A 26,960-nucleotide genomic window follows, 5' to 3' on the forward strand; every position below is an offset into this window, starting at 1 on the left:
ATGGATCCAAAACAAACAGCGATGAGGAATAAACAGCGTGAACGTCAACAACGTGGAGATGACTTCCAAGCTGAAATCAGAAGAAGCTGGAGGCATGTTCCGAATGTATGGCGCATGAGAATAGCTGATGGTGCAGGTGCAACCCGTCCAGGCGATGAGATTGTACTAACATCTGAAGTAAATATATTAGCGGAAATGAAACGTACAGAGAGTCGTAGATTTTCACTAGATTATATGAGACCGAATCAGATTATCGGTTTACGAGACTTTGATCAAATTATTGAAAAGAATTTAGGTTTAGTGTTTATAAGTTTTCTAAACGAAAGCAAGAGGCTCGACGAGGCTTACGCATTCAGACTTATTACAGCTCTTATCCATATGAAAAAACGAAACGTGAACCATATAAAACTTGAAGAATTTCAAAGTCAGACGGTTCCCTGTGTACCACTTCCAAGACTTACATACCACGAACCTTCTTACGATCTATCGGGGGTGCTCACTTGCTACAAATCTTTGTAAAACACAACATCCGAATAAGAGGTGCTAGTACACCTCTTAAGGCAGCAATTACTAAGGCGCTAACATTTGATAATCCAGCGTATTTGAAAGCAAAAAAACAACGTAGACCAACATGGGGCGTACAAGCAAAACTTGAATTGTTTGTATATGACAGAGGCGATATTGTTACGCCTCGAGGGTTCTTGTCAAAGCTGGAAGAGGTACTGAAAAACTTAGGCTACGACCCAAGTAAAGTTATTACCTCACAGATTTCATATGGCCGAGATGTTAGTTTCGGGGAATGGAATGACGGGTTTGTATTAAAAGAGGATCAGACACCGATGGTTGAAGCACTTATGCAAGAAAACGGAATAGGTGTAGCACCGGCTGGTTCAGGTAAAACCGTAATGGGCATGCGCTACATTTACGAAAAGGGTAAAGCAGCATTATGGCTTACGCATACAAAAGACTTAATGTATCAATCCGCAAAGCGAGCTAAGGCTACAATGCCTGGTATCGGTCGTATCGGCTTTTTCGGTGACGGTGTACATGATTGGGGAGACGGTAAACTAATTGTTGCTACAGTACAAACCTTGCAGCGAAATCCACAAATAATCGATGCACTAAATGATTTTATCGGGACGGTAGTAGTGGATGAAGTCCATCACTTTCCGGCAATACAATTCATTGAAACAGCTGGGAAGTTAACAGCTGAAAATGTGATCGGTCTCACCGCAACACCTTCCCGAAAAGATGGATTAGAAATCTATATGTACAACGGTGTAGGTCCAAAAGTGTATGAGATTAGCAGAGACGGAATGTATGAAGCTGGGAGACTGGTAAAACCGACAGTGAAATTCGTATATACCGAGTTCAATTACGAGACGGCAAGTAACCGTAACGAGATTAATAGTGTGGATGCTGGTGGAGAAGATCTTGATTACACAGATCTAATAAGGCACCTCATTTCCGATAAAAAGCGTGCGAAGTTAGTTGCTGAGAATATTGTTGAGTCTGCAAGTTTAGGGCCATCCATTGTTATAACAGAATCAGTTCGTTACTGTTTCGTACTTGAAGAACTCGTAAAACGAATGGCAAAAGCAAGATTCAGTATCGATGTTAGAACCGCTGTAGTACACGGAGGTATTAGTCGTTATACCTGGAGAAAAGCAAAAAGCGAAAAACATGCACAACAGCTTATCAATAGTGGTCATGCGGTAGATAAAAAGCAAGGTAAGTACGGTTGGCAGGTAAAGGTTGCTCAGTATTCAGAAAAAGAAATTCGCGAATGGCAAGTGACAAAGCAGCAACGTAAAGACATTTTAGAGGCTTGCGACCGAAAAGAAGTAGACATTTTATTTGCTACTCAGTTAGCTCGTGAAGGACTGGACATGCAGCATTTAGCAGTTGGTCACATGGTAATGCCGAAACGTGGTGATTCACGGGAGAGCAATAGCGGCTCATCGGTAGAGCAAGAAATTGGACGTATTATGCGTCCTGATCGAAACAATCCGGATAAAGAGGCATACTGGTTCGATTACGTTGACTACAATGTTGGAGTATTTAAGGACCAATATCACAGCCGTAGGAAGGTATACAGCCGAATTGGATTGACGGTACCGAGAAAGCCGAAAACAGAACGTGATACAGTAGCCAGTTTCTTAAATGATATGCCTTGGTGAAAGGGGTGATAACGATGGGTAAGTACGAATATGTAGGTGCACTTTATGAAATTACAGAATTGATTGCTTCAGCGAAAGAGGTGAAGTAAGTGGATCCAGTAGATAAAGAACAGGCAGAGAAAACATTCCAGGTAATTGTAGATACAGCTAGTAAAGTTTGGAATGCTATGAAGACTGTAGTTCAAGGTATTGGTGAGGGGTTAATAGCGACAGTAAGGGAAGCACAACCATTTTTAGCAGAGGTTCAACGACTTGAAACGAAACGCGCGAAACGTAGAAGACAAGTAACCTATCGAAAAAAGAAAAGCCAAGCAAAACGAAAAGCATGGAAAAAACATGGCCTACAAGGGCGCAGGAGGAAAAAATAATGACACAAGAGACAAATCAAAATGAAGTAGTGGTACAAAATAACGCGGTGGCGAAAAGAAACGATGGAAGCAATTATATAACAGCTATTTTAGAAGAAACAAAGCAAGGGTTTGTTGAAGCGAATAACGGTCTCGATATGGATTTCGTCCGTATGGGCGAGTGGTTAACAGTTACCAAGAAAGGTAACTTTATTGAGAAAGACGATGAGAATGTATCGTATGGTGACAATATTGATGTAGTAATTGGATACGGTGAGCAACGTTGGTCTGTATGGGGATTAGAAGAATCACCGGAGGCTGGACAATTAATTGTAGCTGAGAGAACAAAAGAAGAAGCAGAGATAGTGTTAAATCAGTGGCTAGCTGAGAACCCGCAAGCACAAGAAAGATACGAGTTAGACGCTATTCAGCTTCGTTATATGGCATCAGTGGTACCAGTATCAACGTTAAGTCCTGACGATTTCCCACGTATCTACTTAATGAGCTTCAGCCCAACAGACACAATCATTTTCGGTCGTTTTGCGATGAATGTATACACAGGGAAATATAAAGCTTTAGAAATCCCGTCAAAACTTGGGGTAAACAGAATTGTTACACGTCTTGTAACAGCTGAAAGAAAGAGCCGTACAAATGCTAGTAATCAATGGATTGGTATCGACTTCCAGCCTGTAGGTGTATTTAAACCAGAAGATTACGGAATTAACGTAGAAGAAACAGAACAAGCAGAAAAAGCTTCAGAATAATTAAGGAGGGCGTCTACAAATGGCAAAAAAGAAAGACAAAACAAGTGAGTATCAATATGTAGACGCATGGTACAGCAATCAGAACGGTAGAAGCATTCCGTGGAAACGAATCCCTTCCTCTGAAGTGAAGCAATTCCAAACGGGAGAGGCATTCAATTTCAATTGTTTTGCTACAGTTCAACGATTTGCGAACGACACAAAAGTAAAGGGGGAGGCATTTATTGCTCCCCTATATTTTGACCTTGACCATGCGGAAGACCCATCAGTCAGCCAAAAGGATGCAATAAAGCTGGTGGAATTTTTTACGAAAGAAATGGACATTCGTGAATCGGATATGTGGATTTACTTTTCTGGATCAAAAGGGTTCCACATCTTAATAAGCTCCGATGCGCTCGGTATTGAACCGAGAAACGACCTTCATAAAATCTTCAAACATATGGCTGGGTACTTAGTACATAGACTAGGACTCACGTCACTAGACCTTGTGGTGTATACAGAAAAGCGGATGATTCGTTTACCGAACAGTATGCATCAAAAAACAAACCTATTTAAAACAGAAATTAGTGTAAATGAGTTAAACAAATTAACACTGGAAGAAATTAAAGATTTAGCGAAATCACCAAGACATGCTGACGATCTGCTTTATACGGCAGAAGAACGTAAAAAGGCAATGAAATACAGACCTCGTACAGGGTATTTACTAATAAATAAGACAGAAGAATATGAACAAGCTGCAGCAACGAGTGCTCGTAAGTATGCGAAAGAAGAATTCCAGTTTAAGAAAGATAAACCACCGGCATGTGTAGTTGATATTTTAAATGGTGGATGGAAAAAAGACGGTGACCGAAACCAGGCAACAGTACAGCTTGCATGTTACTTCAAAGACGCTGGCTACACGAGAGAAGAAACAATGAAAGAGCTGGAAGACTGGGTGCTTAAATTTACATCTGAGGATAACGAGTATGGTAAGCAACAACGTGTTGCGAATACGAGAAGTGTTATCGATGCGGTATACAGCGGTGATAACACATACAAATTTGGTTGCGCGTTTATTCGTTCACTACATGGCGAAAAGAAACCAGGAAGCAAAGATTATGAACGTGTAGCTTGTGCTGGTGATATGTGTCATTGCATTAAGAAGAATGCTGAGGAAGAAGAAAATGCAAAGTTACTTCATTTAGCAGAGACAGGCAATGCGGATCTTACTGGAAAGCTTGTAAAAACACGTGTCATGGTTGCAGGGAAAAAGCATACGCCTTACATCATTCCGAAAAACATTGAGTACCATTGCTGGGGCAGAGAAAGTTGTAAAAAGGTACATTGCCCTCTATACGACATCCATACACATACAGGATATAAAGACCTGGGCGTAAGTGATCGGGAAGTTATTCAAATGACAGGTGTAGGTGACGATAATATAAAAGGCATTTTACGAGAAATATCAGGCATTCCAAATTGTCCGAAATACAATACCGATATTTTAGAAAACATGAACGTTGAAGAGTTGCTTGTAATCCCGATGGCTGAAGAAGATGACGAAAAGCAAGAGCAGCATAAAGGGAATTATGTACTACGAAAAGTGTACGCCGTAAATGGACTAAACGTAAGTGAGAATAAGTACTACGAATTAACAGGTTATGTATACCCACATCCAAAGAATCAGGAGTCAACACTACTTGTAAAGAGTGCGGTACCGCTTCAGGATGTGGTTGAAAGTTTTGAGCTAAATGAACAAGTGAAAGAAGATTTAGCAACATTTCAGCCAGCAGATTATACAGCAGAATCAATTGAACAGAAACTAGGAGCAATTTGTAACGATTTAACGTACAACGTAACACACATCGTAGAACGTGATGAGACATTACTTGCAGTATTGCTAACACTTCATAGTGTTTTACGTTTTAAAGTACCGTGGGATTTAAATCCGTTACGTGGTTGGGTGGAATTAAAAATAGTAGGTGACACAGGTACTGGTAAGTCCGCCCTCATTGAAAAAGTAATGAAATATGCAGGACTTGGAACACGAGTGAATGCAGAAAGTACGTCTCGTACAGGTCTAACGTACAAGATGGAACAGTCAGGTGCTCAAGGTGCATGGTACATCGTTTGGGGTGCGTGGCCGTTAGCTGATAAAGAAATGATTTGGATTGATGAAGATACAGGTATTACGAAAGATGATTATGGTGAAATGACACTTGCTCGTTCTGACGGAAAGCTGGAAGTAAAACGAGCTGTAACAGCTGAAACACCTTGTAGAGTACGTGCCATCATGTCAGGGAACGTACCGAAAGGGAAACGACTCGCTGATTACTCTCAAGGCGCAGAAAGTTTAAAAGATATTTTCAATAACGAGGATATACGTCGTTTTGACTTTGCAGTTTTTATGAGAGCGAGTGATGTGGATCCTGAGTTGTACAACCAAACGCTTGCTACGTATCCATCGATTATACAGAAGGATACTTTGAAAAATAACATCTTATATGCTTGGTCACGTAAGCCGGAGGACGTGCTATTTACAGACGGTACGATTGATAAAGTACTGGAAGTTGCGACAGACCTTGCGAAAGTATATGGAAATGCGAATGACATACCACTTGTTTCTCCTTCAGATCAGCGGAATAAAGTAGCTCGTTTAGCAGTAGCGCTTGCAGCACTTACACATTCAGTTGATGAATCAGGTGAAAGAATTCAAGTTTGGCCGGGACACGTTGAGTTTATTGGGGAGTATTTAAAAGCTTTATACAATGCTCCAGGTTGCGGCTTAAATTACTATGCTCGTTTAGCAATAAAAGAGGAAGAAATGACAGAAGAAAGATACCAGAAGTTTACGGCAGATCTTAAGAAAATCGATACGTTAACAGGCGAAATGAAATTCTACGAGTTTATCAAACTGTTCGCTCAGCAGAAGTATTTACGACTTGGTGATGTTGAGGCGATGCTGTCTATCGATAAAGAAGAAGCGAAAGCAATCGTAAATCAATTAGCGAAAATGAGGATGATCCTTTTAACAAGTGGTGGCTATCGAAAAACGCCACGCTTTAATGCATACATTGCGTATTGCATGAAGAAAGGACTCTTTGACCATATACAAGATGAGTACTACTAATTATATGGACAAGCACTACAAATATGACTGGAAGTGAAAATATGAAACTCGGAAGTTTATTTGGAAGACCTAAAACATTAGCAAGTAGTAAAAAACAGGTACCGGTAAAAGAATCAAAACTAGCGGTTGAAATGGAAAAAAAGAAAAAGCCGGGACAATTCGATATTGTTTGGCCAAAAGTGGAACCGCAGCAAGTGAAAGATTATAAAGCGATTCTTACAGTCTCAGAGTTAAAGAAATACTTAGAACGTTGTATACAAACAGGTAAAGTAGGATTCGACTGGGAGACTGCAGCAAGTAAAGAAATTAGAGTGCATTATAAAAAGGCGTTTGAAGATATAGAAGAAGCACGTACTACAGGGATTATCGATGATAAAGAAGCGGAAAGCCGAAGTGAGAGCTTAGAAAAAGCGTATTTAAAAACACCATTGGATCCGTGGAAAGGTGAAATTTGTACGGTATCGCTGTCAGCGGCGGCACACGAGTCAAGAGTTGTTCCAATCTCACATAAAGTTGGCCAAGTATTTGAACCAAGTATGGATAGAGATGAAGCTAGGAAATTAGTTCTAGATTTGCTTGATGAATTCCTATTTAAAAATGAAAAGGTATTAAAGATTGCGGTCAATTTGTCTTTTGAAACGAAATATGCAGCGAAGTACGGTAAATACATTTTAGGAAAAGTAGCAGATCCATTGATTATGTGGGTACGGTGTTTACAGATCGCAGCACCTCAAAAGATTAATAACCCGAAAAAACCTACAAGCGGATGGGGTTTAAAACCAGCTACGAAACACATTTTTGGTGTAACGATGAACGACTTTTCAGCCCTTTTAAAGAAATACAAGGTCAATTTCTTTGACGAAATTGATGCGAGTAAAGGTGAAGGGTTGCTTTACTCAGCTGAAGACTCGGATTATGCTGTGCAGCATTACGAATATTGGTCTCAAATTGCAGCTCAAATTCCGCGATATGCGGAATGGCTTCATAAGATTGAAATGCCATTCACACGTGTTATCGGCCTTATGGAATATTGGGGGATGAATTGGGATCCAAACCTTGCAACGCAAAAGAAACAAGAAGCAGAAATTATGCAAGAGCAAGCGGCTGAACGTATTAAACAAATCGCGAAAGAAACGTTCAATGTTGATATAAATACCGGTAAATCAGGTAAGACAAACGAAGTAAAAAGTTTAATGTTTGATTACTTAAAAATACCGGTAGCAAAGTATGGAAAAACAGGTGCGAGTCTTGATCAAGAGGCACTTATCGATATGGCATTTATGCTTGAGAATAAGTTAAACGATATCGATGAAGAAAAGTACCTCAGCATATCGTTGCCTGAAAATTGGGAAAGTATTGATCCTGACAAGGACCCTACCTTAGATAAGTTAGAGCGTGGAGCGATTCGTATCGCAAAACGTGAACCACATCCTTATAAGGAACAAGCGTTGGAGGTTATCGATCAGCTGAAGAAAATCCAAAAATACACGACATTACTTTCTTCGCACATCATAGGACGTGAAAAGTACTTGAACTTTATGAGTGGACGGATCCATGCAGGGTACAGTCCATTTACAGAAACAGGACGCTTAAACAGCTTTAATCCGAACGGACAAAACGTACCGAGACCAGATAATGATGAGTTTAAGATAAGAAACTTCTTTGTACCTAAACCAGGAAAGATATTATTCTTCATTGACTTCTCAGGGTTCGAGCTTCGCTTAATGGCATGGAAATCAGGCGATGGGGTCATGATTGAGTTATTTAACACAGGTGGCGATATGCACCGTAGAACCGCATCTGTAATGACTGGAAAACCTGAAGATGAAATTGTAAAGAAAGAACGTACGGATGCAAAGGCAGGAAACTTCGGAATCTCTTATGGCGGTACGGAACACGCTCTACAGTTCACATTTAAAACGAAATACATGATTCGTAAAACATTAGATGAATGTGCGCAGATCGTGAATGCCGTTAAAACAGCGTACAAACGCATACCAGAGTATCAACGCAAGATTGTTTTAGAAGCACGGGAGCAAGGTTATGTTCAAACGATTTATGGATATATGAGGTTACTGCCTGGTATTAACAGCGCGAATAGAAGAGATCGTGGATCAGCTGAGAGACAAGCAGCGAATACACCAGTGCAAGGAAGTGCCGCTGACATTATGAAGAAAGTACAAAATGAAATTTATGAATCTATTGGTAAACAAGAAGGTGTACTTGCTCATGGTAGTGTCGATATGATTGCACAAATTCACGATGAAATCATTTTTGAAATAGATGATGATCCAGAGATTGTAGTGGCAGCAGAAAAACAAATTAAACAAGTTATGGAGCAACCTCCAGTACCAGGATTTCCAGTCCCGATTGAGGCAGAAGGAAGTGTAGGTTATCGATGGGGCGAGAAAATGAGTGTTGAGTCCTGGCTTAAACAAAGGGAGGAATAGCATGTGGGAAGAGGAGAGGGACCGCGTAAATCGATGTTTACAAAGCGTCACGCAACAGTATTACCACGTGTAAAACCAGCAAGAATTGTGGGAAGCATTGCTGGAGAACCGTACAACATGGTTTGGGTAGTAAGTTCATTAAGAAAAGATAAAAAGACTGGTGTGTTAGACCCAGCACCACAGGATCCGTACGCAGAATTACTATTCAGCAGTTGCTTTAAAAAATGGAGGGAAGATGATGAACGCCTTGAACCGCCAACAACGCCGGGCGAATGAACGTGAGAGAAAGAAAACAAGGGAGCGGCAAAGTTTTCATAGAGGTGAAGTGCAGCAAGTATCCCTCTTATCGTATAAAGATGGCCGAACATTAGCATTACGAGCGGTAAAAGAAGTGTTAGGTTTGGGGCCAGTACGTTTAGAGCGTATACAGAAGCGATTGGAAGAATTAGAAAACGAGAATTTTAATGAACTATTTTTAGAGCATTTAAGAAAATAAAAAGCTGTAGAAAGGAAGTGCAGTTGTGGGTGGTAGACAGCAAGGAAAGGGGTACGAAAATCGGAAAAGTGATCGGAAGATGGAAAGATTAAAACGTGAAATGAGTAAGCAAAAAAGAAAAGTAGCAAAAGGTGAGCCACGAAAGGCGGTAGTGTACTTGGACAGTTCAGAGCAACAGTTAAAAGATGTGATGCAAGAAAATCGTGATTTGCAGTTAAAAATTGATTTATACAAGTCTCAGGTGAAAGTAAAAGATAATTACGCAAAACGTGTATTGAAAGAAAATAACGAATTACGTGAGAAGAATAAAAGTTTACGAAAGAAATTCCTTGCATTAGTAGTTTCCTATATGATCGCAGCGACAATCGTAAGTTTAGTAGTACTAGGATGAGTATCTTGTATGCTGTGAAATTTGTTGTGGGTAACAAAGCATAGGTAGATTTAGTCACCGCAGATAATAAAATACAAGCGATGAAAATTATAAGAGAAGAACGACCGAGCTGTTATATCGATTGGGTAAAGGAGGAGTTATAGTGCGTCAATTAAACGGTAATAAGGTTTTCAAAGATGATAATGAGTTCTGGAAAGAAGTGTACTACTACATGGAAGAGCACAATTGTTATAAGGATGAGGCTGTAAAAGCAGTAGAAGAGCAATTCAATAATAAGAATGAGAAAAGAGTAAAAATTATTGAAGCTGTAAAAGAAAAGTTGATTTGTGCAGGAATACCTGAAAAGGACTCTTTAAAATTCGCAGAAACTGCACCTTTTGTTAATTCCTTAACTGGTGCTAGTGTAGAGAGAATGGTGAGAAGTTTTATAGATTTGTTTAAAAAAGGGGAGCGTGCAAAACAATGAACATCATTCATTTATTCCAGCTTCAAAAAGACCTTGATAACAAGATTGTTGAAAAACGTGGTTTACAAAACGTTCCATTGTTTCAAGAAAAGAAATTATCATTTCGTGATGAACTAAGTGAATTGCTTCATATGTGGCGCGGTCATAAGTTCTGGAGTGAAAATAACAAGCCGATTACAAAAGGTGTACGTAACAAAGGTCAAATGATGGAAGAAGATAAGGTGTACTACAATCCGTTATTAGACGAATTTATTGATGCACTTCACTTTGCTTTATCGATTGGATTAGAACGTGAATGGAATAAATATATCGATGCCTTTGTAGTACGTAATAGCAAAGGAAATACAAAAACGGAAATTATCGATGTGTTTAACGATTTATATGAAAACAAATTATGGACTGCAGCACACTACATGACCTTGATGAATGACTTGGCGTACTTAGGTGCAGCACTTGGATTTTCGGCTATTGAAATTTACAACGCATATATCGAAAAAAATAAAATCAATCATGATCGTCAGGCATCCGGGTACTAAAAGGAGGCGAAATGGTGGCAAGATATACGTTATGGAAGAAAGAAGAAGTGGCGTATTTGGAACAGTATTGGGGAATATACAGCATCAAGCATATGGCAATAAAATTTGGACGTTCAGTAGATGCTGTAAAAATAAAAGCGCAACGCTTAGGTTTAGGTGACGCAAGACTACATTTTGACGGTATTACTATTTTACAGCTTTCTGAGGTTATAGGTGTCGATTATAACTGTATAAAAAGCTGGAGCAAACGTTTCGGATTTCCTATCAAGCTCAAATTGTTTTCATCAGAGCAGAAAGTAAAAGTTGTATATTACCGTGATTTATGGAAGTGGTTAAAAACATATAAACACGTGGTGGATTTTTCTAGAATTGAACCAGGTATTTTTGGTCCTGAACCAGACTGGATGTCAGAGAAGCGTAATGCAGACCTAGTAGCAAAAAAGAAACGTGGAAAACCCTGGAGCGAAGACGATGATTTGTTGCTTAAAAGCTTAGTAAATGCACACTGTTACACATATCCAGAAATTGCAATGCGGTTACAACGTACTGAGGGATCTGTGAAACGTAGACTAATGGAGTTGAAAATTAAATCTAGACCTGTACGTATAGATAATCATACAAAATATACAAAGCAAGAAGTAAAACAAATTGTGGATTTATATGATCGAGGTTACAGCATCGATGTAATTGCAGAGAGGTTAGGAAAAAGTGCATTAGGTGTTCGTGGGAAGATGGAAAGAATGGGGTATAGGTTTAAAGGGAAGGTTCCGATACTACCTAAAGATATTTTTTGTGCAATAGAAAGGTTTAGCGAATAGGGATTTGGTGATGAGGGGGAAGTTAGAACAAAAATAAACGAACTAACTTCATGTCTAATATACATTTTAAGCGTCAAAAAGAATTATTCAAAAGTAATGAATTACATGATGTCTTTAAAAAAATTTTTGCTCACGAATCTCGCAGACTTCATCTGGTAGTGGAACGACAGAAATTAACTTGTCAGCTATTCTCACTGGGAAAGAAAAAGTTTTTCTAGAAGTAATTATTTCCAAGGTGTTTTCACCAATATTTACATTACTGATGTCATTGAAGTAAAAAAATAAATGACCTCTTAAAGAAGTATATGGAGGAATATCTACAATTGGTTGTAACCATGTGTCATCTATTGGGAAATAAAAACTTTGCTCTTCTCCTCCATAAAAAGTTACATTATTTTTTTTTCGCTTAGTGGAATTTGTAGTGACGTGATACTCAGAGTTAGGTCTACAATAGGAAGTAAATTCAAAGCTATTATTTAATGTGAATTCGATTATAGAAATAGGTAAAGCACTCTTGTTAGTAATAGTAACATCCATAATGACTCTAAAATCGCTCTGCCAATATAAGTCAGGTGTTTCAGTGTCAATTCTATCAGGTTTTAAAATAAAAGCGGTATGTAAACCCCTTGGCTGACTGCATGTAATATTTGCACGATTCCTCCAAAAATTTGCAAACGTAATAAAAAAAGTTGCTATAGATATTAGAAATGCTGCAATTGGAATTATGTTAGATTTTAAAAATTCGATCATAATTACCTCCTTTTATTATCATTATACGATATGTATATTGGTGAGACAATTAACTTACTGAAAATCTTTATTTAAGAGAAAGAGGAAGTGGTAATGGTTGATACGGAAGTACTTTCATAATTATCTAGAAAGGAGTATCCGATACTATGAAACCAGTAAAGGCGAAATGTGAAGCATGTGAGCATGTGTTTCGTGTCCAGATGCTCGTAGCGCGATTACCGAACCGTGTGGACAAGCACTACTTCATTTGTTCAAACTGTAAAACGGAATTTGTAAGTTATTATTCGAACCGTGAAATGAGACAGCTGCAGAAAGAAATTTCGAAATTATACAACGGTTTCCGTAAATGTTATACAAAGGACCAGGCAAAAGTGATTCAGGCAAAAATCGATAAAAAAGATTTAGAGTTTAAGTGGCTATCAGATAAATTACGAACGGAAATTGAAAATAATTTACCAAATTAAAGGGGGATGAAGTTATATGGATATACCTAAACAATTGATGATTGGTAGTGTACCGTACGATGTGGAAGTCGTAAAAGGATGGCTTGAAGAAAGAGAAAACGGAGAAGTAAGAATTGCAGAAGTAACGTATCACGAACAACAAATCAAGATTTCGGACAATGTAGCGAAACATGAAGGGCAAATGAAAAACGTACTTCATGAGGCTATTCACGCAATGCTTTATGAATACGGACTAGATCGTTTAAATAAAGAAGCAAACGTAAACGCATTAACTACAGTCTTTTTCGACTTTATTAAAAATAACATCCGTGGTGGTATCTCCAGCTTTGTAGGTCATCAATACTTAGTGCTTACGTCACCTGAGAAACAAGTAGCGAAAGAGGAGCAACATGGATTTTCATTTATCAATACAGCAGGAGAACTTGTGGACGTGGTTAATCAGCACCCACCAGAAGTAGATGTATCGGCATTAGGTGCTGCAATGGCAAAGGCGGAAGTTCATAAGACTGTGGATCTAGGTGTTACGCATGAACAGATTCAGGAATCGGCTGTTAAGATGGTCACTGATAAGCAGACTCGTAAACTGCCAATTGTAGAAGTAAATCGTAGCTCGTTTCCTATGGAAGAGATAGCAAAAATCACGAAAAAAGAAGAGGCGGATCCGACTCATTGGAAAACAGGTATTAAGTATGATGACGAAGGTAAACCGAGATATCGTACACGCTATGAGTGCTGCATGTGTGGGAATCGCGGGAATCAATATGAGTATCAAGAGAATAAATTTACAAAATGCCATAACTGTAACGCGAAACTCAAGATAGTGCAGGCAACGAAAAATGGATTCCCTGAGCGCGACGCATTCGGTAATTTTTACGTGGCTAATGAAGAATACAGCGTTATTTTGGATGGTGAGTAAAGATGAAGAATATACCTACAAAAAACATAAGTGAAGAACTGGAGACACGTGAAGGTGTCACAACAGTGCAAGTAAGTCCCCATGAAAAAATTGAAGTAGCCGGTATTAGGGTTGAGGGTCCGGCTGTGATTCTTATTAATAAGGATAGGAGTGGTTGGATGGAAATTATATGTGATTATCCGATTTGGACAACGTGGTTTATCTGCGTAGTATTCTTTGGTTTAGCAAGCGTTATAGAAGCTGTTAAAAAGTAAGGAAAAGGAGCTGAAGTGAAATGAAATCAACAGGTATCATTCGTAATATTGATCCATTAGGACGAATTGTAGTTCCAATGGAATTACGCCGTACATTAGGTATCCAGGTAAAGGATCCTATGGAGATTTTCGTAGATGGTGAATCTATTATTCTACAAAAATATAATCCTAATAACTCTTGCCAAATTACAGGCGAGGTTTCAGAAGAAAATATTGAACTAGCTGGCGGTAAACTCGTGCTAAGTCCTGAAGGGGTCGATCAGGTATTAGCGGAACTCGAAGCACGTTTGAAGGGGTGATAAAATGAGCGAACCTAATAAGCAATATACAAATATCGAACTGGAAATGATTTTGGATAACTTTGTAAAGGCGTTACCTATGCAAATGCGTATGCAGCGTGAAATGTCTAAAGTATATAAAGCACGTTTCGATGCACTTGTTTCAGAAGGTTTTACTGAACAACAAGCACTAGAAATTGTAAAGTCACGAGGTATAGAGTGAAAGGTTCGGAAGCAATTTTACGAGTGATGCACCAGGTAGGAGGAGAAATCCCGGCTACGCAGTTTGATACGTGGCTAGGACAACTCTCTCAGTTAGGTCTACTGGAGCAAGTCACGAAAGATAATGAGCATGTTTATTATTACCGGCTTACGGATAACGCAAGACAGTTTTTAGCGAAGAAGGGTGTTATTTAGTTCTTAACTTGTTGAAGTGTGGATAAGAAATGTTTGAAAGCCTCTTGCATTTCTCTAACATCTTTATACCTTTCTTCTCTGTTAGGATTAGTGCCTTTGTCAAAAAATGCTTTGAATTGCTCGTTAGTAAAAGCACCCATTGTTGTTCGACCTGTAAATATAAAGTAAATGAGTCTTGTTAATGCGTATATCTCGTGATGAATTTTATAGTTAGAAAATCCATCAAACGCCAGTTGTGGATCATTAAAAGCGCCTTTCATTTCCGTAAATTGATTAGTCAGTTGACTTTCTTCTAGTTTTATCAAACCAAAATCAGATACTTTAATAATCTCTGCTCCATCATAAATCTTTATTAATATGTTAGATGGGCTGATATCTCTATGTAAAACATTTTTACTATGGATATATGTAAAGGCTTTAAATATTTGCTGAATTAAATTGATTCTTTTGGAGAAATCTAGTGTATTGTTTCTCTTTGAAATATAAGTATACAGAGATTCATCGGCATATTCCATTATATATTGATGGTTCTCCTTATCAAACTTAAAAACTTCAAGAACGTAAGGGGATTTTAGTTTGCGCATTTCTACAAATTCAGTGCAAAATCTTTGATACTCTGCCTCTGTTAAATTACTATTTGCTTTTTTTACGGCGAAAAAACAATTGTAAAATGTATCTTTATATTTAAAAACTTTTGCATAAGAACCTTCACCTATTATTTTTAGCTGAAATGGGATTGTAGTATTTGCTCTTGTTATGGAAATTCCGTTTTGTAATTCGAATATTTGTCCCATTCTGATTACCTTTATTTCATTGAATTCAGGGGGGATGGAACTACCACCACTTGTTTTTAAAAATGATTTGCACTGTTCGACTATTTCTTTGTAATAAGGGCAAAAATCAAAAGCAGCTTCAGTATTTATTAAATAGGACTGGAGTTTGACTATATCATGGATATCTCTAAAAAGTTCTCTACTTTCATGCGCTGTATAGTATCCAGTATGTAGTCTACTGTTTAAGTAATCAAATAGTTCAGTAAACTCAGCGTGGTAAAATGAAAAAATTTCTTTTAATGGAGAAGGCATCTTCTGATAAAACCCGCTATATTTGTTTAAGTTTCGTTCACCTCTTTGTTGAATAATGTCGTCAAGCGTATTGTGTAGAAATATATTAACATTTTCTGTAAGATTGACCATGTTTCGTTACTCCTTCTTGTAAGCTAAATGATTTTATTTTAATAATAACAGAAAAGATGAATATCCGGTTGTTATAATGTTTAACTTTAATCAAATAATTTAGGGATGGTAAAAGGAGGTACGTAAGTGAATTATTTAGATCATATTCCACAATTAGTATTACAAGTACCGGCTACCATTTTAAAAGATGCCCTGTATATTGAACAACAACTGAGATTCGTAGAACGTGTGGCGGCAAGGAGTAAGGAACATGACATCTGAGAAAATAAGGGATTTACAAATAGATGGTGTGGACGTTCCGTTTTATGATGGATTAGAAAATGTATGTATTCTTTAGTAAATATATGGGGATTAACCTTCCAAAACCTATGTTTTTTATATATTATTAAATATAGCAATTTAATAATTTGTGGAGTAATACTATCATCGGGAGTGGAATAAAGTGGATGAGAATAGAAAAGATATAATGGAATACTATGATGAATGGCATAGGGAGCAAGACACAGATATAAAGTGGTATCGTAAAATATTGCAAAAAAGATGGTTAAAAAAAATCGGAAAAGGTAATTTGATGGCAATTTCTTTTTTGGTTTTTTTGGTAAGTATCACTTGTTATTTTTATAAAACAGAGAGCAAGGCTTATGCCACTTTGAATGCTAAATTTCGTGGCTGGGAATCTGACTTGACTTTTGCTTCTTTGAAATTGGAATCTAATAACTATGTTTTTGGTGTGGATAAAGATCCAGCGGTTTTAAAAAATATGGTACCTATGTATATAGATATTAACGGGGATAAAATATTAGTTCAAAAAGAGTCTTTAATAATACATGCACAATTTATTATGTCAGATAGTCCGCTCAGAATGAATACACCTTGGCCTATAGCAAAAGGGGATTTATCTTTTATGCCTGTGAGAAATCCTATGGGTGTATTTGGTGATGAAAAAGCATTTTTAGGTCGTGTACATTTAGAAAAAGTATATATGGGAACAAAACAAGAACCAAATCAAGTGCTATTGGAACATTCTGGAGGGTCATCAGTCAAGTTAAATTTATCTCCGTCAATTTATGAAAAAAAATTAAATTTTAAAGTATTTATTAATGGTGAACGCAAGGTGATTCCTGATAATAAAATTACTTTGATACCATATAAAGAAAATGAAGAAAAAGAATCTATCAAATTTATTGTAAATAATTTTGTAGATTTTGGATTTGATCATCATACAGGAATAGAAAACTCTGAAGTATCTAATTTTTATATTGAATCCTCTAATACTTTTCTAAAAACAAATACAGATGACGTAGCTGTATTAAATATCATGAAGTCTGCCAATCCTCAAAAAATTGATGTACCCAAGAGTCGTGTCTTGGGTAACGGTAATATGAATTCTACTCTTAGCTTTGATGGTAAGTCTTTTGCAGCAGATGTTACAGGTGTTTTTAATGAAATGACTATTGCGGAAAAAAGTGTATTCCCGAATATTTGGCAGTGGGCTAGGGATAATGCAATTACTATTTTGACCACAATATTAACTGCTGCTATAACTGCATTTTTAGGAAGAGAATCACTGTATAGTAAGAAAAAATGAGAGTTTTAGATGAATTTATATAAAATAGTCATTTTTTAATTCATGGAGCCAAAATGGATTTAACATTAGGAAAAGGGAAAATAGAAAAACTATTGGTTTGTTTAGAACACTTTGAGGATTTCTTTATGCGTGGCTTTATGAAAAAATTGCCTGCTTATAAATCACAGCTACAGCTTTTTACACGAAAATAAAAATATATAAAAGAAAAGTTTTTAGGAGGGGGTCTAATACACTACAGTACTTAAAAAAGAAAAACAAAATAAAAAAGACCCCCCTAAAAAAATATACCTTATATATATAATATAAATATAAAACTAATAATTATTTATTATATATATAGTATTATTTATTAATAGTTATATAGTATGTAATACTATTAATGGTTTAAGGTTTTTGTTTTAGGGGTTTGATTTTCTGAGTCAGGAGGTTCGGAGATGACCGGAATTGATGGCTATGTTTCAAAGAAGACAATACAACTATGGCTGGAGAATTACGAGTCACTGGCTGTAGGTGATCGGTTCCCTGATGCACCGCCTAGCTTTACTGGACCTGGTACACTGGACGGGAAAGGTGATGGACGGTTGAATAAGATTGTGCTGGATCAGGCGATTAAACAATTACCGAAGAACATGAAATATATAGTGCTTGCTCGGTATGTGTACAAGATTCCTAGAAGGAATACATTACGGACTATGAATATCACTGCAAAATTGTATTACGCACGCTGTAAACAAGCCGTGGACATATTACACATGACTATTAACGGTGATATGGCAGGTATGGGAAGTTTAATAAAAAAGTTGTACGAGGCTTGACAAGGTGGGTTCATAGTAGGTACAATTTATGTTAGGATGGTGAAATTGTGTCCTACTCCAATACTAAATAATACGCATAGCCATGAGGCCCGTCATTAGGGTATCATGGCTATTTTTATGCACGTTGGATTTGGCTGAATGTGGTGTATATAGTAAGTAGGAAATAGGAGAAACTGTACAGCATACTATGAACTGTAGGCAACGCGAAAGAGAAACCTTAGGGTAATTTCGCCAGTCGCTCTCTCCTGAAGAAGACGGCCCTTTGAAACTCAGGGGGTCATGATCCAATGTTCAGTTAGTTAATAAGGTGAAGCTTATGCATTAATTCAAGTGATTGAAGCTGTGTGTATGGCTTACAAACGTTGATATAACAAAGGTGTATAATAATTGTATATTGGTTACGTATTGAAAAAAGAAAGAATCATTGATATCAATGGATTTCGCTTCTATGCAGTTTACATAACCAATGTTATAGGCAGTCATTTTTAATACAATATTCATCGTTATTCAAAATAGACATTTTAGATTATTAAACATTTGGTTTTGTTTTAATCCCCCGGGGGAGGTCAAATCTGGTGAGGGGCTGGCAGGCGCTCGTAACGTTCCGTCAGAATTTTGAAACTCGGGTAGTAGGATTTTAGTGAAAATTTAAAAGAATGCGTAATTTCTATGGTATAATTAACAAGACTTAACTTACATTTTCTGTAGGAAATGAGATGGGAGGAAGAAGCATGAATACATACGAAGAGAAATATGCAAAAACAAAAGAGAAGCAGTTAGCTTTGTGGAAAGAAATGGTTCATAGGGCATTTGGTGAAAACCAAAATGATTTAATTAAAATTACTGACCGCAACCAGATAATTGAAATTTTAAATGCGGTTGGTACAGATGAAGCGGATAATCATACCTTTTTACCTACAAGTGGTGGCCTAGATTTACATGGAGCCACAGCATCATATGAAGAAGGTCGTATAGAGTTAACATTTGAAGGCCGTACTACATATATAGTAAACCCCGACTCATTGACTTTTCACCAAGTAGGGGAAGACCCTGAATGGTGGTATTTTAGACTAAATACTAAGCCTTTTAAAGCTAGTGGTGTCTATGAAGAAACAACTCCAGTGGAACAAGTATTTGAATCAGAACTTGATAAGGAAGTATCATGGTCTATGAGCTATTATGGAGAAGAAGTTTTAGAACTTGAAGCTGGTGTGTATGTAGATTATGCTGTTCGGGAGATCGGCCATCTAGGTTACGATGAGTATGGAAATTCAATTCCACTTCCTGATAGTGCACGTACTGTACATAGAGGGATTAATGGCGGTTCTTATGCTATTTTTTCTAAATATTCACTATACAATCGAGTTAGTTCAACGTATGATGCTAGACACAATAAAGTAAGTGATGATGAATTCCGAGTTTATATTAACAATATAGTAAATGCATTAAATAAAAAATAAACGCTATGTTATGAAAATATACGAGTTTCAAGGCAGTCGATATTAAATCGATTGCCTTTTTCTATTTCACGAAGAAAGGAGAGCGAAATGATGGCGAAGTTAGACGAGTTAAAACAGAAACTTACGGCTAAACAAATTCAAGCGGCGTACTTGCTTGTAGAAAATGAGTTGATGGAATCGAATAACGAAGAAAAAAGAACCCAAGACGAAATGGCGAACGAGCTTGGTATAAATCGGACAACGCTTTGGGAGTGGCGAACTAAGAACCAGGACTTCATCGCATTCAAGAGTGAGGTGGCCGATAGTTTTCTCGCAGAGAAGCGCGAGCAGGTATACAGCAAGTTAATGCAGTTAATTTTAGGGCCGCAACCGAGTGTAAAAGCTATGCAATTGTATATGCAGCGATTCGGTTTACTGACTGATAAGAAAGTAATCGAGGGTGATCTAGGAAATGCAACCCGTACAAATGCGGAAATCGAAGAACAGCTTCAGAAATTAAAAAAATTGACAGGCGAGTAAAAGGAGGGCGGGCTACATGGCATATATAGACGGTAAATGGTTAGCCCGTCAAGAACGTCAGGAACGTATTAATCTTGTAGCAGAAAGGGCGAAGAAATTACAGGAGCTGTACGAAACTGGTGAGGTTACAGAATATTACATGGATACACTACTTGCTGACATCGATGAGTTAGAAAAGTTAAAAAGGGTGCACCGTGGAGAACATGACATGCTGTACTTCATGTATGAGTATTTCTCTGAAGAAGGGAATCCAGGGAATCCGGATAACTTAATCCCTGCCGGAGTAACGATGGATGATGCTGCAGAATTTCACCAAACGTTATGTGGGCTTTTAGATGACATCACAACAGGTAGGGAGAAAAAGAAAAAAGTGGCCTGGAGTGTAGGACGTGGTCATGCAAAAACCGCTTATCTGAGTAACGGTTATTTGTGTCATCAAGTCGTGTATCGATTAAAGCAGTATATTGTTTTGATTTCTGAAACATCCGATGTAGCCGGTGACTTTATATCCTGGGCGCGTGATCAGTTAAAGTACAACGAGAAACTACGTGAAGATTTCGGTATCTTACTTCACGAACAAAAAAGCAGAAATGAAGTAGATAACGATAAAGAGTTCGTGACTTTAACAAACACGAAAGTCGAAGCAAAAGGTATAGGGACGCAGGTACGTGGTTTACGACACGGTTCGAAACGTGTACAGCTCTATATTTTGGATGACTTAGAAAGTAAAGAAAACACTGCGACGGTTGACTTAATTGCGAAAAATAAGCGTTGGTTCAAGGAAGAATTGCTTCCAGGTTTGAGTCGTCAAGAAGGTGCTTGTATTTATATGGGTACCATCGTTTGTTACGACAGTTTATTGCATCACGTGATTAAAAATCGTCGTGATTTCGTATCCAGGTCATTCCCGGCAATTTTGAAATGGTCAGAGCGTGAAGAGTTATGGCAAGAATGGCGTGAGATTCGTCAAGTGGATGAAGAGGGCGCTTCTGATAAAGCTCGTGAATTTTACGAACAAAACAAAGAAGAAATGCTTCGGGGAACAAAAACATTATGGCCATCACACTTCCCTTACATCGATTTGATGGAAATTAGGGAGGATGACGGAACAAAAGCGTTTAACCAGGAGTATCTATGTAACCCGACTGATGAGGAAAGACAGATATTTAAACCTAAATATTTCACGTACTGTACTGAAGATGATTTAAAAGATAAAAAACTTTTGTATTACGGTGCGGTTGATTTCGCGATGGGTAAAGAAAAAGGTGACTATAGTGTAGTAGTCACACTTGCGAAAAACGTTGAAACAGGAACTTGTTACGTTATCGATATTTTTATGGAGCGTGTCCATCCAAATACGTTGTTAGAAAAGGCTGTAGAATACACGCTGGAATATCAATACGAAGCACTTGCGGTAGAGGCGCAACAAGCCCAGGAATGGTTTGCGGAGAAGGTTGGAGAGGAATTGCAGAAAAAAGGATATCCTTCATCGACTCGTTTAAAACAAATTAAGCAGCGTACACGAAAAGCACTACGTATTGAGTCGTTATTACCAGATATACAGAGCGGTAAATTACGTTTTATGAAACATTTACGTGCTTTATTGGAGCAATTTGAAATGTATCCGATGCACCCACACGATGACGGTCCGGATGCGGTTCAAATGGCTTTTTCTATCGCATATAAACGTGCAAGACGTAAAGCAGGCACTACAGGGAATTCAAGATATTGAGAAAGGAGGGGCTTGAATGAGAGTACAAGGTGACCGGAATTTTATGAATCCAGTGGAAATTGTAATGCCAGTCCGTACCGCACTCGGCGATTCTGAGTGGACACGCATTATGTCCGAGGTTCGCTTGTATGAGCGTTATGAAGGAGACTTAAACGTATGGTCTGATTATAAAAAACCAGACAATCTCGACTACGAACCTACGAAAATACAACTTGATTATCCTCAAAAAATCGTAAACATGATTGCAGCGTGGCAATTTGAAAAAGAACCGAAAGTCACAGTTCCTCCTGATGTGATAGACGATCCAGCTCTTATGATTCAATCAGGATATGAACCTAGTGAGGAGCAACAAGCAGAAAACAGTAGAGCGAAAGCAAAGGAGCGGTTATTAACATGGGTTTGGGATGACAACCGAATGCATGAGAAGCTATTAGCAGCAGCAAAAGACAGGGCTATTTCAAAAACAGGTGTGTATGCTCGGATTCATTATGATAAACGTCGCGGTGAATTTAAGATTATTTGGCATCCATCAACAGAAGTTATCGCAAAGTATAGCGACTGGGATATAGATCAGCTGGAAGAGATTCATTTTATTGCATGGCTTGATGAAGAACAAACGAAAATGTGGAAGTTATCATATTACTTAGTTTGGCATGAAGAAGCGGATGAGTATGACTGTGAAATTGAAGAGGCTGTCTACAATGGCGATTTAGAAAAGCAAGAGGATAGGGTTGAGCGTTCATCAATGGGTATTGATTTTATTCCAGTTGTACCGGTGCCGACTGAAAAGCTCAGTAAGCGGACTACAGGCTATAGTGAGCTTGAAAAAACGATTAAGCTTTCTGACGAAATCGACAAAAAGATGTCTGATTACTCGGATGCGCTACGTTTTGAAATGTTCGCTATTACGTTGCTAACGAATGTAGACGAGGATCCAAAGAATCCACTTCAAGTTGCACCAGGTGCGAAATGGGATTTAGGTGATGGTGCGGAAGATACCGGTGAACCAAGTGCTAAGAAATTGGAGAGTGGATTTAGATTTAAAGAAACTATCGAAGCGTATCTGGACCGATTGCAAAAACGCCTACATGAAAAAGCAGAAGTACCAATGGTGAATACGGCTGATATGAATACAGGTGGTATAAATGACATGGCCGTGCAGCTTTTATTCAGTAATATCATTTCAAAAACACAACGCTCATGGGTGATATGGCAATCACGCCTCCAAACCTTAAATGAGTATATTTTGCGTTATATGAAAGCGAGGCAGGATGACCCAAAATTCAAATACGATAAAGAGATGTTAGCAAAAGTAGATAACTATTATGCTAGTAAGGTTATTTTCGGTTTACCGTTACCACAAGATCAAAAAGCACTTATCGAACAGTTAGGCGATGAAATTTCAAACGAAATCGAATCAATTAAAGGTGCGATTACGAGAAGTGGTAAAGAAAATGCGGAACAGAAATTCATGGAGATTATGCAAGAACGAATGTTGAAACGACAGTCTCAGGATCCGTATAACGAAAAGTAATACTTGCCTTACGAAATGGCGCTATAAACTTTCGGAAATTATAGCCGACAGGCTCAAAATGGAGGATTTGCAAATGGAATACGTAAAACAAGCTACAGCATTAAAATTTTTTGTAGGACAAGTACAAAAAACACCTAAGTTCCCACTTCGATTAGACCTACAGTTTTTCTCCGATGGTGGCGGTTCTGGGGATGATCCAGACAAAAAGCCTGGGGGTACTGACGATCTGTCAAAAACTTTTACGCAAGAAGAACTAGATGAAATTGTTAAGAAGCGCTTAGAACGTGAACGTGGTAAATCCGCTGAGAAATACGGTGATTACGATAATGTGAAAGCGAAACTAGCCGAATACGAAAAAGCTGAGGAAGAGCGTAAAAAGCAAGAAATGACGGAAATTGAACGTTTGCAGGTTGAAAAAGAAGAAGCTGACAAAAAGGCACTAGAAGCTTCCGAAGCAGCGCAAAGAGTACAAGAAAAAGCAAATACACGTATTCTAAATACGGAAATTAAGAGTATTGCACGTGCTTTAGATGCAAATGATTCAGGTGACGTATTGGCGCTTTTAGATAAGTCGACTATTCAACTTGATGAGAATGGTAATTATCAAGGAGTTGAAGAGGCTGTTAATGCGCTAAAGGAAAGTAAACCTTGGATGTTCAAGAAAGTTGTGGGGGCAGATGCAGCTGGTGGCGCGAATCCAGGAACAAATCCGAGAGCGAATGAAATTCTTGCTTTAGAAAAAGAGCTGGAAGAAGCAAAAGCAAAAGCGTTAAAAGATTCAAAATTTGCGGGCGAAGTAACACGTATTTATAACAAGTTGTTAGAAGCAAAATCGAAGAAATAACGGATCGTTGATTATAAGTCAGCGGTTTTTTAATTTAAAAAATTTGAGGAGGCTACAAATATGCCAGTACCAACTACGTACGAATTTCAACAACAAGTAAGACAAATGCAAGCGAATGTGGATTTAATTCTCACGAAAGCACCAGTTCTTTTCGGGTTAATTGGTGTAGGAGACACTTTAACACAAACTAAATTTGAATGGCAGAACGACTATTTAAACTCTGATACAGGTATTGTAAAAACTGCCGCAGCTGTTGGGGATACGGACCTAGTTTTAGAAAAAGGTGAGGCTCGTAAATTCACTGAAAATGCTCTGGTACAAAACGGCTTAGAAGTGCTACGTGTAGTAAGTGTTGATGAAAATGCCGATAAAATCACTGTGCAACGTGGTTACGATAGTACGAAAGCGGAGGCAATTACAGCTGGTGGTGAATTAAAAGTCATCGCAAGACCGAGACCAGAAGGTGAAGATGCTTTCCGTAAGAATGAGATCAATGACCGTTTGGTGTCACATAACTTCTCACAAATCTTTTCAAGATACGCATCTGTTTCACGTACACAACAACAAGTGAACACATATGGCGTATCAAACGAATTAGATTATCAAGTAAACCTGCGTTTACAAGAGATGATTCGTGAAGCTAACACTTCTCTAATCTATGGTCGTAGAAATGTTGGCTCTCCAACACAACCACGTACTACAGGTGGTTTATTTGCATTTGCGGGTATTGAAGGTTCTCATAAGCAAGACTTTAAAGGGAATGAAATTGCGGCAAAACCTTTAAATGACGCTGTAGAACAAGTATTTACTCGAGGCGGTTCAGCAAATACGATTCTATGTGGACCGAATATCGCACGACAAATCACAAAACTTGGTGGCGATACAATTCGTACTACGCGTCAAGATACTGCGGCAGGTTACCAAATCTTATCGTTTGTATCGGATTTACCAGGTGGAGCGATTTCTAGTGTGGTAGTTGATTTAAATATGCCTAAAGATCGTGCGTTACTTCTTGATACAGAAAAAGTAAAGGCCCGTTACTTAACTCCAATTTATGATCAAGATGCTACACCAAATGGTGCTGATTACTTCTCTCGTGTCATTCGTGGGGAATTTGGATTTGAAGTTAAGAATGCGAAAGAGTCTATCGCTGTTCTTGAAAATATCTCTAAAACAATGGCTTAAAAGGTAGCGTGTATGCTACCTTTTTGTATTTTGAAAGGAGTTTTATGCATGTCTATTTCTGAAAATCAAGCACAACGTTTAAACAGATCGATGCCGATTGCGAAAGACACATCACTTGGCAATATTATTAAAGGTCTTGAAGAAAAAGTAGCTCTAATACCCAAAAAGGTTGATAAACAACCAGATAGTACAGCGACTGACGTAGCGGGTGTAGTAAAAGACTTAAACGCCCTTATTGCAAAGTTAAAAGCTGCAGGAATCATGACGCCTTAACAGAATACAGTGACGGAGGTGACGCCAAATGAAGGTGTCGGAAAGGCTGGAGAGTCGGTTAGCAAAAGTTCCAAAAGTAACTCCGGAAGACATCGGAAATTGGCTAGCTGAAGCCGAAGCTGAGTCAGAGTTAACTGAAAAAGTAAATGCAAATGCTATTTTTTATCTTGCGCTATCATTTGCTTATGAATCGATTGCAGCAGACGCAGCACGTTTTTTTTCGTATACAGATGGTGAGGAGTCGGTTGATAAATCGATGGTCTTTGCTAACTATAAGAAATTATCAGCAGATGCGCTTAAAAAATATAGAAAATATAGACGTGGAAAAGGTACTCACCAAACATTTGCTAAGCGAGCAGATGGGAGATGATTACATGAGCGATTCTCAAAAAGAAATGGATGAAGTACTTGATGCCATTTCCGAAGAATTTAAAGAGGAGCATGAAAAACAAGTTTCTGATACTGTAAAGGCCATTATCCTAATACGTTTGTTTTTAGTTGATTTATTGAATGACTATCAAAAGGATGGAATCGTGAAGCGTAGTAGATTAAATGCGTTATTACGAGACCTTACTTTATACGAAAAAGAATTTCGTAAACAAGCAGAGCGGTCATTCCATACATTGATTGAAAACACGTCGAAATGGACCACATCAAAATTATCAGAAGCAGGTTTGGACGTGAAATCTATAACTGCAGTAAATAAGCAAATTATTCAAGGGGTTATAAAAAGACCTGGTGAAGATGGTTTAGTTCTGTCTGATCGTGTATGGAATTTATCTGGAGATATGAGAGATCGATTAAGTAGTGTCATTCGTCCATCTGTATTAAGGGGCGAGAGCATTACAATGATTTCTCAAAAGATAAAGGACGTACACGACAATGAGAAATGGAAGGTTGAGCGTGTAGCAGTTTCTGAGAGTACTAACACATACCGAGCAGCTACTATACAGAATGGATTAGAAAGTGAAATTGTGACAGGTTATCAAATTATTGATAATGGTCACCGTCACAGATATCATTCAAAGCACACGTGTTACAAGCTAGCGAGACGCGATGCGTACGGTTTAGGGGCTGGAAAGTATCCGAAAAATATTCCGGAAAGCCTTATGAATCAATTAATAAGCCCACATCCACAATGTTCGTCACGGCTGAACTACTTAATAAGCGAGGAGGTGTAG

The 26,960-nt window shown here is 38.1% G+C and carries 32 protein-coding genes and 1 pseudogene; 31 read left to right on the forward strand and 2 right to left on the reverse strand.

The window, feature by feature from the left end; genetic code table 11:
- The 12 genes from NST86_RS12155 (at position 1) to NST86_RS12210 (ending at position 11,554) form a co-directional block, all read left to right on the forward strand.
- On the forward strand, positions 1-519 hold the full coding sequence (locus NST86_RS12155; RefSeq protein ID WP_340933809.1) for a hypothetical protein: 519 nt from the start codon (positions 1-3) through the stop codon (positions 517-519).
- An 83-nt stretch (positions 520-602) separates the two neighbouring features.
- The gene (locus NST86_RS12160; protein WP_340934841.1) at positions 603-2,180 is read left to right on the forward strand and encodes a DEAD/DEAH box helicase; all 1,578 of its coding nucleotides are present in this window, start codon (positions 603-605) and stop codon (positions 2,178-2,180) included.
- Positions 2,181-2,269: 89 nt separating this feature from the next.
- Complete coding sequence (locus NST86_RS12165) at positions 2,270-2,548, forward strand: hypothetical protein (RefSeq protein ID WP_340933812.1); 279 nt, start codon at positions 2,270-2,272, stop codon at positions 2,546-2,548.
- Complete coding sequence (locus NST86_RS12170) at positions 2,548-3,291, forward strand: hypothetical protein (protein ID WP_340933814.1); 744 nt, start codon at positions 2,548-2,550, stop codon at positions 3,289-3,291. Before NST86_RS12165 ends, NST86_RS12170 begins: the two co-directional genes overlap by 1 nt.
- A gap of 19 nt (positions 3,292-3,310) precedes the next feature.
- Positions 3,311-6,397 (forward strand): DNA primase small subunit domain-containing protein, encoded by a 3,087-nt coding sequence (locus NST86_RS12175; RefSeq protein ID WP_340933815.1) that lies wholly within the window; start codon positions 3,311-3,313, stop codon positions 6,395-6,397.
- Between the two features lie 23 nt (positions 6,398-6,420).
- Positions 6,421-8,847, forward strand: coding sequence for a bifunctional 3'-5' exonuclease/DNA polymerase (locus NST86_RS12180; protein ID WP_340933818.1), 2,427 nt, complete (start codon positions 6,421-6,423; stop codon positions 8,845-8,847).
- A 3-nt stretch (positions 8,848-8,850) separates the two neighbouring features.
- Positions 8,851-9,123, forward strand: a complete 273-nt coding sequence (locus NST86_RS12185) for a hypothetical protein (protein ID WP_340933821.1) — start codon at positions 8,851-8,853, stop codon at positions 9,121-9,123.
- Entirely contained in the window at positions 9,086-9,343 is a 258-nt protein-coding gene (locus tag NST86_RS12190) for a hypothetical protein (RefSeq protein ID WP_033795564.1), read from the forward strand. The genes NST86_RS12185 and NST86_RS12190 overlap by 38 nt, the downstream gene beginning before the upstream one ends.
- Positions 9,344-9,368: 25 nt before the next feature.
- Positions 9,369-9,734, forward strand: a complete 366-nt coding sequence (locus NST86_RS12195) for a hypothetical protein (RefSeq protein ID WP_131251731.1) — start codon at positions 9,369-9,371, stop codon at positions 9,732-9,734.
- Positions 9,735-9,876: 142 nt separating this feature from the next.
- Positions 9,877-10,200 carry a hypothetical protein gene (locus NST86_RS12200; RefSeq protein WP_340933824.1) on the forward strand — a complete coding sequence of 108 codons (324 nt, stop codon included), beginning with the start codon at positions 9,877-9,879 and terminating at the stop codon, positions 10,198-10,200.
- Positions 10,197-10,736: a dUTP diphosphatase gene (locus NST86_RS12205; protein ID WP_340933826.1), complete on the forward strand. Its 540-nt coding sequence runs from the start codon at positions 10,197-10,199 to the stop codon at positions 10,734-10,736. The genes NST86_RS12200 and NST86_RS12205 overlap by 4 nt, the downstream gene beginning before the upstream one ends.
- 11 nt (positions 10,737-10,747) lie before the next feature.
- Positions 10,748-11,554, forward strand: coding sequence for a hypothetical protein (locus NST86_RS12210; RefSeq protein WP_340933828.1), 807 nt, complete (start codon positions 10,748-10,750; stop codon positions 11,552-11,554).
- 114 nt (positions 11,555-11,668) lie between these two features.
- Here NST86_RS12210 and NST86_RS12215 read toward each other — a convergent pair whose 3' ends face one another.
- Positions 11,669-12,304: a hypothetical protein gene (locus NST86_RS12215; RefSeq protein WP_340933830.1), complete on the reverse strand. Its 636-nt coding sequence runs from the start codon at positions 12,302-12,304 to the stop codon at positions 11,669-11,671.
- Positions 12,305-12,450: 146 nt separating this feature from the next.
- Between NST86_RS12215 and NST86_RS12220 the strand changes: the two genes are divergently transcribed.
- The 6 genes and pseudogenes from NST86_RS12220 to NST86_RS12245 all read left to right on the forward strand — a co-directional run bounded on the left by NST86_RS12220 (position 12,451) and on the right by NST86_RS12245 (position 14,633).
- A complete protein-coding gene (locus NST86_RS12220; RefSeq protein WP_340933831.1) occupies positions 12,451-12,768 on the forward strand; it encodes a transglycosylase in 318 nt (105 codons plus the stop codon).
- Between the two features lie 16 nt (positions 12,769-12,784).
- A complete protein-coding gene (locus NST86_RS12225) occupies positions 12,785-13,684 on the forward strand; it encodes a hypothetical protein (RefSeq protein ID WP_340933833.1) in 900 nt (299 codons plus the stop codon).
- A 2-nt stretch (positions 13,685-13,686) separates the two neighbouring features.
- A pseudogene (locus tag NST86_RS12230) lies at positions 13,687-13,830 on the forward strand (BC1881 family protein); the annotation flags it as partial.
- Between the two features lie 128 nt (positions 13,831-13,958).
- Positions 13,959-14,237: an AbrB/MazE/SpoVT family DNA-binding domain-containing protein gene (locus NST86_RS12235; RefSeq protein ID WP_061884037.1), complete on the forward strand. Its 279-nt coding sequence runs from the start codon at positions 13,959-13,961 to the stop codon at positions 14,235-14,237.
- Between the two features lie 4 nt (positions 14,238-14,241).
- The gene (locus NST86_RS12240) at positions 14,242-14,439 is read left to right on the forward strand and encodes a hypothetical protein (RefSeq protein ID WP_001294615.1); all 198 of its coding nucleotides are present in this window, start codon (positions 14,242-14,244) and stop codon (positions 14,437-14,439) included.
- A complete protein-coding gene (locus NST86_RS12245) occupies positions 14,436-14,633 on the forward strand; it encodes a hypothetical protein (RefSeq protein WP_061884038.1) in 198 nt (65 codons plus the stop codon). Before NST86_RS12240 ends, NST86_RS12245 begins: the two co-directional genes overlap by 4 nt.
- Here NST86_RS12245 and NST86_RS12250 read toward each other — a convergent pair.
- Positions 14,630-15,829: a protein kinase domain-containing protein gene (locus NST86_RS12250; RefSeq protein ID WP_061884039.1), complete on the reverse strand. Its 1,200-nt coding sequence runs from the start codon at positions 15,827-15,829 to the stop codon at positions 14,630-14,632. The genes NST86_RS12245 and NST86_RS12250 overlap by 4 nt on opposite strands.
- A gap of 126 nt (positions 15,830-15,955) precedes the next feature.
- Between NST86_RS12250 and NST86_RS12255 the strand changes: the two genes are divergently transcribed.
- From NST86_RS12255 to NST86_RS12315, 13 genes are all read left to right on the forward strand, one after another.
- Complete coding sequence (locus NST86_RS12255) at positions 15,956-16,090, forward strand: hypothetical protein (RefSeq protein WP_340933840.1); 135 nt, start codon at positions 15,956-15,958, stop codon at positions 16,088-16,090.
- A 181-nt stretch (positions 16,091-16,271) separates the two neighbouring features.
- Positions 16,272-17,417 (forward strand): hypothetical protein, encoded by a 1,146-nt coding sequence (locus tag NST86_RS12260; RefSeq protein WP_340933842.1) that lies wholly within the window; start codon positions 16,272-16,274, stop codon positions 17,415-17,417.
- Positions 17,418-17,470: 53 nt separating this feature from the next.
- Positions 17,471-17,608: a hypothetical protein gene (locus NST86_RS12265; RefSeq protein ID WP_340933845.1), complete on the forward strand. Its 138-nt coding sequence runs from the start codon at positions 17,471-17,473 to the stop codon at positions 17,606-17,608.
- A gap of 243 nt (positions 17,609-17,851) precedes the next feature.
- Positions 17,852-18,232, forward strand: coding sequence for a hypothetical protein (locus NST86_RS12270; protein WP_340933847.1), 381 nt, complete (start codon positions 17,852-17,854; stop codon positions 18,230-18,232).
- 731 nt (positions 18,233-18,963) lie between these two features.
- Complete coding sequence (locus NST86_RS12275; protein ID WP_340933850.1) at positions 18,964-19,692, forward strand: serine/threonine protein kinase; 729 nt, start codon at positions 18,964-18,966, stop codon at positions 19,690-19,692.
- Positions 19,693-19,779: 87 nt separating this feature from the next.
- A complete protein-coding gene (locus tag NST86_RS12280) occupies positions 19,780-20,211 on the forward strand; it encodes a phBC6A51 family helix-turn-helix protein (RefSeq protein WP_003271424.1) in 432 nt (143 codons plus the stop codon).
- 16 nt (positions 20,212-20,227) lie between these two features.
- Positions 20,228-21,943, forward strand: a complete 1,716-nt coding sequence (terL, locus tag NST86_RS12285) for a phage terminase large subunit (RefSeq protein WP_340933854.1) — start codon at positions 20,228-20,230, stop codon at positions 21,941-21,943.
- 16 nt (positions 21,944-21,959) lie between these two features.
- Positions 21,960-23,477 carry a phage portal protein gene (locus NST86_RS12290; protein WP_340933856.1) on the forward strand — a complete coding sequence of 506 codons (1,518 nt, stop codon included), beginning with the start codon at positions 21,960-21,962 and terminating at the stop codon, positions 23,475-23,477.
- A 73-nt stretch (positions 23,478-23,550) separates the two neighbouring features.
- Positions 23,551-24,321 (forward strand): phage scaffolding protein, encoded by a 771-nt coding sequence (locus tag NST86_RS12295; RefSeq protein ID WP_340933859.1) that lies wholly within the window; start codon positions 23,551-23,553, stop codon positions 24,319-24,321.
- 60 nt (positions 24,322-24,381) lie between these two features.
- Positions 24,382-25,506, forward strand: coding sequence for an SU10 major capsid protein (locus NST86_RS12300; RefSeq protein WP_340933862.1), 1,125 nt, complete (start codon positions 24,382-24,384; stop codon positions 25,504-25,506).
- 48 nt (positions 25,507-25,554) lie between these two features.
- The gene (locus NST86_RS12305; RefSeq protein WP_025118133.1) at positions 25,555-25,779 is read left to right on the forward strand and encodes a head fiber protein; all 225 of its coding nucleotides are present in this window, start codon (positions 25,555-25,557) and stop codon (positions 25,777-25,779) included.
- Positions 25,780-25,807: 28 nt separating this feature from the next.
- Entirely contained in the window at positions 25,808-26,149 is a 342-nt protein-coding gene (locus tag NST86_RS12310; RefSeq protein ID WP_030025208.1) for a hypothetical protein, read from the forward strand.
- 4 nt (positions 26,150-26,153) lie between these two features.
- Positions 26,154-26,960: a hypothetical protein gene (locus NST86_RS12315; protein ID WP_136983594.1), complete on the forward strand. Its 807-nt coding sequence runs from the start codon at positions 26,154-26,156 to the stop codon at positions 26,958-26,960.

It is taken from the genome of Bacillus sp. FSL L8-0199 (assembly GCF_038005705.1).
Lineage (GTDB): Bacteria > Bacillota > Bacilli > Bacillales > Bacillaceae_G > Bacillus_A > Bacillus_A cereus.